Source organism: Candidatus Poriferisodalis sp., from assembly GCF_965208485.1.
GTDB lineage: Bacteria > Actinomycetota > Acidimicrobiia > Acidimicrobiales > Poriferisodalaceae > Poriferisodalis.
Window position 1 is genome coordinate 382,967 of record NZ_OZ242344.1, and the last position, 9,443, is coordinate 392,409.

Below are 9,443 nucleotides of genomic sequence, written 5' to 3' on the forward strand. Positions count from 1 at the left end.
GCGCGAAGCCGCCTCTAGGCAGCCACTCGAGTAACGAATCCCGTGATCTCGTCGATTATCTCGTCTCGATTGGTCTCGTTCACCAGTTCGTGGCGGGCGCCTTCGTAGAGGCGGATGGTCTTGTCGTCGCTGGGCATTGACTGCACTGCCTCAAGCGATGTGCGGTAGTCGACGAAGGGATCATCGGTGCCGTGGCAGAACAGCACTGGCATCGTGAGCAGATCGACGTTGGCGCTGAAGAGGTCCAACGCCACCATCTCAGCTTCGAGCAGGGGCCGCTTGTAGCGCCCCCGATAAATCAACGGATCGGTGGAATAGGCCTCGACCGTCGCTTCGTCGCGGGACATTCCCGAGAAATCGGTCGTGGCCGGCGGCAGTTCCGGCTGCGCCAAGGCCTCCCGGGCCCAGTTCCAGTCGCCGATGACCGCGCCGAGCAGGACGATGCCAGCCACGTCGCCGGGATTCTCCTGGGCGAACCGTGACGTGAGCAGTCCGCCCATCGAGTGTCCGATCATGACGACCGGCAGCCCCGGGTGCTCGGCCAGGGCGATGTCGACGAGCGTCCGCAGGTCGTCGACCACGTGCTCGAAGTCGGTGATGAGCGCCCGCTCGCCGTCGCTGTGACCGTGCCCCATGTGATCGGGGCCGTAGATCACCGCGCCGTCGGCCATCAGCCGCTCGGCGAGGTGGCCGTACCGAGCCGCGTACTCGGCGTATCCGTGCACGACGACCACGACACAGCGAGGCGGGCCGTCGGGAGCCCATCGCTCGTAATGAATCGACCCCTCTGACCCAGCGAACATCGGCACGGGTGCGGTTCTAGCACTCCCGGGCAGCGGCGCCACTCTTGGTCAGTCACGTAGGAACAGTTCTCATTTCGGCTAATGTCCCCTACCGGCCTCCGTAGCACGGCACGAGCTGGTCAGCGTAAGTGAGGCCGAATCTCCCGCCACGAACGGGCACCAGCCGGCGTGGACCTAGCAACAGAGGAGAACCCGAAGAGATGAACGCCTTCACGCTTGAACCGATGCCGACAACTACCGTCGGCGAGGGCAGCGTCGCCGAGATCGCCCAGCACGTGCGGGCCCACGGCAGCCGTGCTTTCGTCGTGAGCGACCCGGGCGTTCGCGCCGCAGGTGTCCTCAACTCCGTCATCGACGCGCTCACGAAAGACGGGCTCGAGTGGACGGCCTTCGACGACGTCGACCCGAATCCGACAGACATCAATGTCGCCGCAGGGGTGGAATCACTGCGAGGGTTCGGCGCCGAGGGCACGGTGATGGTGCTCGTCGGCGGTGGGTCCGTGATGGATTGCGGCAAGTACATCGCCATGGCTGCGCCGTCAGGCATCGATGACTCGTCGCTTGCCTTCTCACCCGAACTCGACGACGCCGACCGGATCGACTTCGCCACCTTGGCGCCCCCGGCGCGGGCCAGCGCACCCTGCGTTCCCACCATCGCCGTGCCCACCACCTCTGGCACGGCATCTGAAACCAATGGCGGCGGCTTGATCACCCGAAACGAGGACCATCGCAAGCTGACGTTCAGCCACCCGGACGTTCGACCACGCGCTGTCGTGCTCGATCCGATCCTGACCGTCGGGCTCCCGCCGGCTGCCACTGCGGTGTGCGGCATGGATGTTCTGACCCACGCCATCGAGGCGTACACCTCTACCGCCGCAAACCCGTACGCCGATGGTCTCGCGCTGCACGCCATCCGGCTCACCGGGAGGTGGCTCCCCCAAGCTGTCGCCGACGGCAGCGACATCGAGGCCCGGGCGTCGATGCAGATCGCTTCGCATCTTGCGGGCCGTGCTTTCTCGTCCGGCCCGCTGCTGGGACTCGTCCACGCAACCGGTCACCCCGTCTCGGGCACGTTCGGAGCGGCGCACGGACAGACGCTCGCCACCATGCTCCCGCACGTCATGCAGTTCAACATTGAGGCCGTGGCTGACCGATACGCCGAGGTCGGCGCAGCGCTTGGTGCAGTTCGCGACCCGCTGGCCGCCATCGAAGCGGTCAAAACGCTGTCGGCAACCGTCGGAACCGATCGTCGCCTGAGCGACCTCGGCGCCACATCCAACGACATCGACGCACTCACCACCGATGCGTTGCGCGATCTCATCATCTTGAACACACCGCGTTACCCGAGCCGGGAAGAAGTCCATGCGCTGTACGAACTGGCGCTGTAGATGAGTCGGCACCGCTCTTCCGAATCTGGGGGCATAGATAACCTCGCCGCATAGGTTCATCGAACGAGCACCACAGGAGCACGCTGCGCCATGCCACTGACCCAGTACCGGATTGATCGCGAAGGCGCCGACCGTCTCCTCTTCCTCATGCACGGCTATACCGCCGAGCAGCACCACCTCGCGTCGTATGTGCCGTTGGTGGACCCAGACGAGCGCTTCACAGCGATCGCACCGCGCGGCCCGATCGACATGCCCGACGGCGACGGCGCGGGCTGGTGGTCCATCGACCTTGAGACCTTCGAAATGGATCTCTCACAGTTCATGCCGTCATTGGAGATGATCGAGTCATTGATCGCCGAGGAGGCCGACAAGGCAGGCGTTCCACTCGAGCGGTGCATCGTGGGCGGATTCAGCCAAGGCGGCTACCTGTCGCTGGCGCTCGTTGGGAGGCCTGGTGCGCCCCGCTACGCCGGCGTGTGGGCCATTTGCTGCGGGCTTCCGAGCGCACCAGGACTCGACCTCGACTTGTCGGGCGGTGACGGCCGGCCTGCACTGTTCCAGTGGGGCACCCGCGACATCTTCATCGGCCAGGAGCAGCCCAAAGAGGTGATCGCGGCCCTTGGCGACGGCGGGTGGAATCTGCGCCACCACGCCTACGACATGGCCCACAGCCAGACCATCGAAATGATGATCGACGCCCGCGAGTGGCTCGCCGGCGTCCTCTGACCCGTTGTTCAGACTGCGAGCTTGACGAGGCCGCCGTCGGCCCGTCCGACCAGGAGGCTGTCCTCGCTGACCCAGCGGAGTCGGCTGGTGGCTGCGCCGGACTCGAGTGCAGTCACCGGCGACAGGTCCTCGCCGGCACGAGTCGGGGCAGCCCACACGATGGTGCGGCCCTCTCCTCCGCCGGTGGCGACGGACTTGCCCGATGGATCCCAAGCAAGATCCTCAATGTGGTTCTCGTGACCGGAAGCAGATGCCGGCACCGTGCCGGCGGGTCCTTTTCCGCCGAAGTCCCAGACGGTGATCTCGCCGAGGCACGCGACCGCGAGCCACCGGCTGTCGTGACGGAACCCGAGTCGCTCGATCTTGGACGGATAGCCAGACATCGCGAGGTCGTTGCCGCTCCAGAGCTTCCACAGATGCACGGTCGCGTCTTGCGCGCCGGCGCAGGCCCACGCTCCGTCGGGAGACATTGCCAGCGACAGCAGCGACCCTTTCCAGTCGAAACGACGTCGGCGGCCCGCCCGTTTTCCGATGACGTCGTGCCAGCCAATGCCGCCGTATGCGGTTGCACCGACGCGGGTGCCGTCGGCTGACCAGGCCACTGCCGTCACCGTCGAGGGTTGATCGTCGAAGTCGTGGAGAATCGTGCCGTCTTGGTCGGTGATCACAAGGTGCCGTCCGGCGCCGATCGCAAACACGGGTGCGGTCGGCGACCATGCCAGTGCTGTCACCCAGGCTGACGCGGCAACCACGCCCTGAGCAGCTCCCGCGGCGTCGTAGATCCGCACACATCCGTCTTGTCCCCCGACCGCGACACGGCTGCTGTCGGCCGACCAGGCGGCGCTCAGCACTCCCATCTCATGCCGGCAGAGCGCTGTGGCCGAACCGTCGTCAGTGTCGATCAGGGCAGCCTCTCCACCCAGCGATCCGACCACCGCGAGGCCACAATCCCGCGAGACCTCGAGCACCGCCACGTAGTCGTCGACATCCACCCGCCACTGTGCGATGGGTGTTGTGCCCGTGTCGGTCATACCAGGCAAGACCTGAAGCTGGCCTCCAGTGACGCCCGGTCGAGGTTGCGCCCGATGAACACGAGACGGTTGCGTCGTTGCTCGCCGTCGCTCCACGTGCCTTGGGCCCGACCGTCGAGCAGCATGTGGACGCCCTGGAACACATACCGCTCATCCCAGCCGGCGATCGACAGGATCCCCTTCGAGCGGAAGATGTCAGTGCCCTTGGTGCGCAAGAGCTCGCCCAGCCACTCATTCAGCCGATCGATATCGAGGTCGCCTTCGGCTTCGATCCCCACCGATGTCACGCTGAGGTCGTGCTGATGCTCGGCTTCAGGGTCAAGGAACTCGGGGTCATCGGCCAGCACGCGCTCAAGCGAGAACGCGCCGACCTCGAGGATGGCATCAAGGTCGACCTTTCCGTACTGGGTCCGGATAATCGGCGGCAGTGGGTTGATCTGCCGGATCCGGGTTTCCACATCGTCCAACTCGTTGTTGTCGGCGAGATCGATTTTGTTGAGCACGACCCGATCGGCGAATGCCAGCTGCTCGACAGCCTCGTTCTCGACCCCTTCGGGCTTCTCTTCGTCCAGATGCGGAACCAGATGCTTCGCGTCGACCACCGTGACGATGGCATCGAGCCGCAACTGAGCTGACATCTCATCGTCGACGAAGAACGTCTGGGCCACTGGTGCAGGGTCAGCCAGCCCTGTCGTCTCGATGAGGATCTGGTCGAACCGGTCCTTGCGCCGCATCAGATTGCCGAGAATGCGGATCAGATCGCCTCGAACGGTGCAGCAGATGCAGCCGTTGTTCATCTCGAAAATCTCTTCTTCGGCATCGAGGACGATGGCGTCGTCGATGCCGACCTCGCCGAACTCGTTCTCGATCACCGCAATTCGCTTGCCGTGCTGCTCGGTGAGGATGTGGTTCAACAACGTTGTCTTGCCCGCACCGAGAAAGCCCGTCAGCACCGTCACAGGAACTCGCTCATCAACCATGCCGGAAATAGTAATGAGTCCCATTCCCATGTGCACCGTTGCGCCGGCTGGCGCCGCATCGTCGCCTTGGTCGCACTCGAGCTGGCTGCCGAGTACCAGGCTGCCGGAGCTGCCACACTTTCGACTGACCCGCGACGACGAGGCCGGACGACGGGAGTTCTGATGGCGGAATTGGACATTGCTGACTGCATCAACGAGCTGTGCCCCTGGCCGGGTGATCCGGTTGCTGCCGACTCGCTGACCACCTACAACGGCCATGTTGTCGGGTTCTGCAACCCGGGCTGCCGCGACAAGTTCGACGCCGCAGTCGAGAGATTCAACGAACTTCTCACGTCTCAGTAGCCCTCGATGTGGCGTCGGGGGATGGTGGCGTTGATGGTGTCGACGGCATCGATGACCTCGTGGGCCACCCAGACGCGAGATCGGCCGGCACGGTGTTCGCTCAGCCGCAGGATGCCAGCGTCCGCGAGCTGGTGCAGGATCTGTGAGGCGCGGCCCGGTGTCAGCTTGTAGGCAGTTTGGACTTCGCCAGCGGTGATGGCAGGCGTTCCGAGCAGACCGTCGAGAATCTGCGAGACAGCGGATCCCTGACGGGTGCGGACGCGCTGGCGATGCTCAAAGGCGATTCCGGCGATGCGGTCTACGAGGCGGATGGCAGCGTGTGCACCGTCATTGACCGCGGAGGCAAACACGGTGATCCAGTCGTCGAGGTCACCCCGGCGGTATGCGGTGAGGCCGCCGACGTAGCCGTTCGGGTTATGCAGAAGTCCGTGCGCGACGGGCACCGGCGTTGTCGCCGTCGCAGATCCGGAGTCGAGCAGTCGGTGGATCAGCAGCCGTCCGATGCGGCCGTTGCCATCGACGTAGGGATGGATCGTCTCGAACTGTGCGTGCGCGATCGCGGCGTGCACGATCGGGTGCACATCGCGTCGGGCGGCGAAGCGCACCAAGTCGTCCATCAGCTCGGGAACCTGGTCCCACGGCGGGCCTTCGAAGTCGGCGCTCCGGCGGTTCTGGCCGATCCACACCGCACAGTCCCGCCATGCACCGAGGTGGCGCCGTTCCATCTCGGGATCCGCTGCGAGCAAGCTGCGATGGCGACGGTGGAACCAGTCCTCAGTCAGATCCTCGCTGCCACGCTGAGTGTTCAGCGCAACGGCGACGTTTGCCGCGACCAGCTCGGTTGCGATCGGGTAGCGGCGCCGATCGGGATCGTTGTCGCCGAGATCGGCGAGCGCGACCGCCAGCGCTTCGCTGGAGGTCGTGATGTGCTCGATCTGCGAGGAAGCGACCGCGTCGGCCCGGATGAGCACAGCACTGAGGTGGCCGAGCACACCGGTTGTCTCGGCGGCGCGTTCGCGCAGATCGCTGATCGAACGCGCCGCTTCAGCCAGGGCCTCGCCTGTGGCCGGCTGAAGAGCGGGAATCGCGAGCGTCACGATCTGCGGAGGCACCGTCTGTGCGACCGTGATGGTGCGCGGGCTCTCGTCATCCCACGACCGCCACAATTCGTTCTCCACCGTTGCGCTGTGCAACTGGGCAGCGGGCCATCGGGACACTGGCTGCCTCCTTACCTCAAGACCGATGCTGTTAACGTGAGGTTAACACCAATTATCTAAATCTAAAGTGCAAGAGTTTAGGTTCGTCAAGCGATGGAAACCCAGGTCGCTTCGGGCCGGCATCGACCGGGTGTGCGAAGCTCCGGTGAGCTAGAGGCCCAAGGAGCAGCTCCATGTCACTCGGCATCCCGACGTGTTCGGCCGACGACGACCCCGACGCCATGTACGCCAAGCTCGACGCCGCCGGCTGCCTGGTCGTCCATGACGTTGCGAGCTCTGAGCAGGTAGCCGCCGTCCGGGCTGAGCTGGTCGACCACATGGCCAGCGCCAGGGTGGCCGACGACAAGCCGACCTCGTTCTACCCCGGCCTCACCCGCCGGGTGGTGGCGCTCATATACCGCTCGGCGGCACCCTTCACGGCGCCGGCGCCAACGCCACGCCTGAGGACTGGCGCTACGGGATCATCCTCACCTACAACCTCGGCTGGCTTCGCCAGGAAGAGAACCAGCACGTGTCGATCCCCCTCGCCGACGTGCTCGCACTGCCGGACGCCATGCGCAGCCGCCTCGGCTTCGACATGGACTACGAGAACTCCCTCGGCTTCTACGACCGTTCCGTCCTCGCGCCCCGCCCCGCCGAGGTGAGCGCATGATTCACGGGTTCGGAACCGGACAATCAACCACAGGGAGGTTGCCATGCCCCGGAAGCGACTCGCAATCGACGAAGCGACCCGCTCGAAGGACCTCGCCGGCACGACGTACATCGTCACCGGTGCCAACTCCGGAGTGGGCCTCGAGACCACCCGCCAGCTGGTGACCCAGGGTGCTCATGTGGTCATGGCCTGCCGGCGGGTCGAGGCCGGCGCGGAGGCGTCTCGGAGCTTCAGCGGCCTCGCCGGAACGCATGAGGTCATGCGGCTCGACCTCGCCGACCTCCATTCGGTTCGCGAGTTTGAGGCTGCATTCACCGCCGAGCACGATCGACTTGACGGGTTCGTGTGCAATGCCGGCATGGTGAACATGCGCCGTGACCTGGAACGAACGACGGACGGATTCGAGTCGACCATCGCAGTGAGCTATTTCGGTCACTTCCTGCTGACCGAACTCCTCCTCGACACACTCAAGGCGACCGCCCCCTCACGCATGGCGATCCTGTCATCGGTAGTGCACGCGGGAAGCCCCAAGAACCGGCCGCAACTGGTACTCGACGACCTCAACTACGAGCGGCGCGACTTCAGCGGCATGCGCGCGTACTGCGAGGCAAAAGTGGCGACGGTGCTCTACGCCGCGGAGCTCGCCCAGCGGCTGGAGAGCACGGACGTCTCGACCTTCTCTGTCCACCCCGGATGGGCCCGATCGAACTTCGGATCGGGCGGTCCCCTGCCGATGCGTATCGCAATGGCGATCATGCGACCGCTCAGCCGGCTTGTGTCCGACAGCAATACCGAGTCGGCCCAGACGACGCTCCACTGTCTGTTGTCCGACGATGCGCCCCGGCATTCCGGCGCCTACTTCAGCCAGAGCAGTGTTCTCTACCGCGACAAGGAGTGCCGGGCCGGCGGCTGGCCCATGGAGACGCCGAACCCGAACGCCAAGAACATGGACACGGCGAGGCAGCTCGTCGCGTTGAGTTACGACCTCGTCGGGCTGGACAATCCCTCGTCGGCCAATAGAGGCGATCAGGTCAGCGAGTAGCGGATCGGCAGGCTCTTGTGACCGCCGACGAAGGTGGTCTTCATCGTCGCAGGGTCTCCGGCCAGCTCGACCGTGGCGAGTCGAGGAATCACGTGGGCGAACAGGTTGCGCAGCTCAAGCCGAGCGAGCTGCGCGCCCAGGCAGAAATGGACGCCGTAACCGAATGAGATCTGGCGAGCGGCATTGTCGCGCTCGATGTCGAAGCGCAAAGGATCGTCGAAGACCTTCGGGTCGAGGTTCGCCGCTTTGTACGACAGATACACCCACTCCCCCTCGGCGATCTCCTGCCCGAGGATCTCCGTGTCGGCCTGCGCGGTGCGCATGAAGTGACGCACCGGTGCGGTCCAGCGGAGCATCTCCTCGACTGCGTTGACCATCAGTTCATCAGGAGCCGACTGCAGCTTTGCGAGTTGGTCTGGGTGCTCGATCAGTGCCTGCATGCCGCCGGCCATGGCGCTGGAGGTGGTGTCGTGTCCGGCGGTCGCTGCAATGATGTACAGGCCGTTCGTCTCGAGTTCGGGAAGTGTTTGGCCGTCGATCTCGCCGTTGGCGATGGCGCTTGCCAGATCGTCGGTGCTCTCAGCCCGCCGGGACGCAGTGAGCTGCGAGAAATACGCGTTGAAGTCGCCGATGACCTGTGCCTGCACCTCGGGACTGACCTCGCCGCGCTGGAGGTCGGGATCCTCCTGACCGAAGAGCTGTTGCGTCAGCATCAGCATCCTCGGGTAATCCGATTCGGGCAGTCCCAGGATCGCGAGGATGACCTCGAGCGGGTACGGCAGCGCGACCTCCACCGCGAAGTCAATCTCCCCTCCTGCGGACTCGAGCTTGGCGATGGCCTTCGCGCTGAGCTCATCGAGACGCGTCTCGAGCCGGCCCACCGTCCGGGGCTTGAACCAGTCGGCGATCACCGTGCGGTACTTGCCGTGGTCGGGCGCATCCATGTGGATCAGCGACTTGATCACCGCCTGCCGGCCCTCGATCTGCGCGTTCGTCGCCAGCACAGGCTCAGGGCCATTCGTGAACAGGCCGGGATCGCGCTCCACCTCCAGGACTGCAGCGTGATCGATCACCGCCCAGAACGGTCGGAACCCCTCGCGCTCGATGCGATGAATCCCGCCTTCGGCATGAAGCGCAAGGGCCGTCCGGTTCCAATCGTCGAGATCACCCCAGCGGTGGTTGTCGCTGAAAATGTCGTTCGGTGCCGGGGGGCCGGCTCTCTTCTTCACCAATCGCTCCTCCGGTCCACCGCCGTGCGTCCC

General features: G+C 65.1%; 11 protein-coding genes. 5 read left to right on the forward strand and 6 right to left on the reverse strand.

The genetic code is table 11. The features are described from left to right. Window positions 1-14: 14 nt before the first annotated feature. The gene (locus ACOGXQ_RS01790; RefSeq protein WP_419947320.1) at window positions 15-803 is read right to left on the reverse strand and encodes an alpha/beta hydrolase; all 789 of its coding nucleotides are present in this window, start codon (window positions 801-803) and stop codon (window positions 15-17) included. A 224-nt stretch (window positions 804-1,027) separates the two neighbouring features. On the opposite strand from ACOGXQ_RS01790, the gene ACOGXQ_RS01795 reads away from it, so the two are divergent. Both ACOGXQ_RS01795 and ACOGXQ_RS01800 read left to right on the forward strand, forming a co-directional pair. Then, window positions 1,028-2,191 (forward strand): iron-containing alcohol dehydrogenase family protein, encoded by a 1,164-nt coding sequence (locus tag ACOGXQ_RS01795; RefSeq protein ID WP_419945756.1) that lies wholly within the window; start codon window positions 1,028-1,030, stop codon window positions 2,189-2,191. Between the two features lie 90 nt (window positions 2,192-2,281). Continuing rightward, window positions 2,282-2,917: an alpha/beta hydrolase gene (locus tag ACOGXQ_RS01800; protein ID WP_419945757.1), complete on the forward strand. Its 636-nt coding sequence runs from the start codon at window positions 2,282-2,284 to the stop codon at window positions 2,915-2,917. An 8-nt stretch (window positions 2,918-2,925) separates the two neighbouring features. On the opposite strand, the gene ACOGXQ_RS01805 is transcribed toward ACOGXQ_RS01800, so the two are convergent. Both ACOGXQ_RS01805 and ACOGXQ_RS01810 read right to left on the reverse strand, forming a co-directional pair. Next, window positions 2,926-3,948: a WD40 repeat domain-containing protein gene (locus tag ACOGXQ_RS01805; protein WP_419945758.1), complete on the reverse strand. Its 1,023-nt coding sequence runs from the start codon at window positions 3,946-3,948 to the stop codon at window positions 2,926-2,928. Further along, entirely contained in the window at window positions 3,945-4,928 is a 984-nt protein-coding gene (locus tag ACOGXQ_RS01810; protein ID WP_419945759.1) for a CobW family GTP-binding protein, read from the reverse strand. The genes ACOGXQ_RS01805 and ACOGXQ_RS01810 overlap by 4 nt, the downstream gene beginning before the upstream one ends. Before the next feature lie 162 nt (window positions 4,929-5,090). Here ACOGXQ_RS01810 and ACOGXQ_RS01815 point away from each other — a divergent pair, with 162 nt between their 5' ends. Then, entirely contained in the window at window positions 5,091-5,270 is a 180-nt protein-coding gene (locus ACOGXQ_RS01815; protein WP_419945760.1) for a glutathione S-transferase, read from the forward strand. Here the strand turns inward: ACOGXQ_RS01815 and ACOGXQ_RS01820 are convergent. Together ACOGXQ_RS01820 and ACOGXQ_RS01825 are read right to left on the reverse strand one after the other, a co-directional pair. Beyond that, on the reverse strand, window positions 5,264-6,487 hold the full coding sequence (locus tag ACOGXQ_RS01820) for a Fic family protein (RefSeq protein WP_419945761.1): 1,224 nt from the start codon (window positions 6,485-6,487) through the stop codon (window positions 5,264-5,266). The two genes, ACOGXQ_RS01815 and ACOGXQ_RS01820, sit on opposite strands and share 7 nt — an antisense overlap. A gap of 176 nt (window positions 6,488-6,663) precedes the next feature. Then, entirely contained in the window at window positions 6,664-6,804 is a 141-nt protein-coding gene (locus tag ACOGXQ_RS01825) for a hypothetical protein (RefSeq protein WP_419945762.1), read from the reverse strand. 194 nt (window positions 6,805-6,998) lie between these two features. Here ACOGXQ_RS01825 and ACOGXQ_RS01830 point away from each other — a divergent pair, with 194 nt between their 5' ends. Together ACOGXQ_RS01830 and ACOGXQ_RS01835 are read left to right on the forward strand one after the other, a co-directional pair. After that, window positions 6,999-7,139, forward strand: coding sequence for a hypothetical protein (locus ACOGXQ_RS01830; RefSeq protein WP_419945763.1), 141 nt, complete (start codon window positions 6,999-7,001; stop codon window positions 7,137-7,139). 43 nt (window positions 7,140-7,182) lie between these two features. Then, complete coding sequence (locus ACOGXQ_RS01835; RefSeq protein ID WP_419945764.1) at window positions 7,183-8,181, forward strand: SDR family NAD(P)-dependent oxidoreductase; 999 nt, start codon at window positions 7,183-7,185, stop codon at window positions 8,179-8,181. On the opposite strand, the gene ACOGXQ_RS01840 is transcribed toward ACOGXQ_RS01835, so the two are convergent. Beyond that, window positions 8,166-9,410 (reverse strand): cytochrome P450, encoded by a 1,245-nt coding sequence (locus ACOGXQ_RS01840; protein WP_419945765.1) that lies wholly within the window; start codon window positions 9,408-9,410, stop codon window positions 8,166-8,168. The genes ACOGXQ_RS01835 and ACOGXQ_RS01840 overlap by 16 nt on opposite strands. Window positions 9,411-9,443 lie beyond the last annotated feature (33 nt).

Coding starts and splice junctions, on each gene's coding strand:
- ACOGXQ_RS01795 (WP_419945756.1), top strand. CDS start 1,028: ATGCCGACAACTACCGTCGGCGAGGGCAGCGTCGCCGAGATCGCCCAG.
- ACOGXQ_RS01790 (WP_419947320.1), bottom strand. CDS start 803: ATGTTCGCTGGGTCAGAGGGGTCGATTCATTACGAGCGATGGGCTCCC.
- ACOGXQ_RS01805 (WP_419945758.1), bottom strand. CDS start 3,948: ATGACCGACACGGGCACAACACCCATCGCACAGTGGCGGGTGGATGTC.
- ACOGXQ_RS01810 (WP_419945759.1), bottom strand. CDS start 4,928: ATGGTTGATGAGCGAGTTCCTGTGACGGTGCTGACGGGCTTTCTCGGT.
- ACOGXQ_RS01815 (WP_419945760.1), top strand. CDS start 5,091: ATGGCGGAATTGGACATTGCTGACTGCATCAACGAGCTGTGCCCCTGG.
- ACOGXQ_RS01835 (WP_419945764.1), top strand. CDS start 7,183: ATGCCCCGGAAGCGACTCGCAATCGACGAAGCGACCCGCTCGAAGGAC.
- ACOGXQ_RS01800 (WP_419945757.1), top strand. CDS start 2,282: ATGCCACTGACCCAGTACCGGATTGATCGCGAAGGCGCCGACCGTCTC.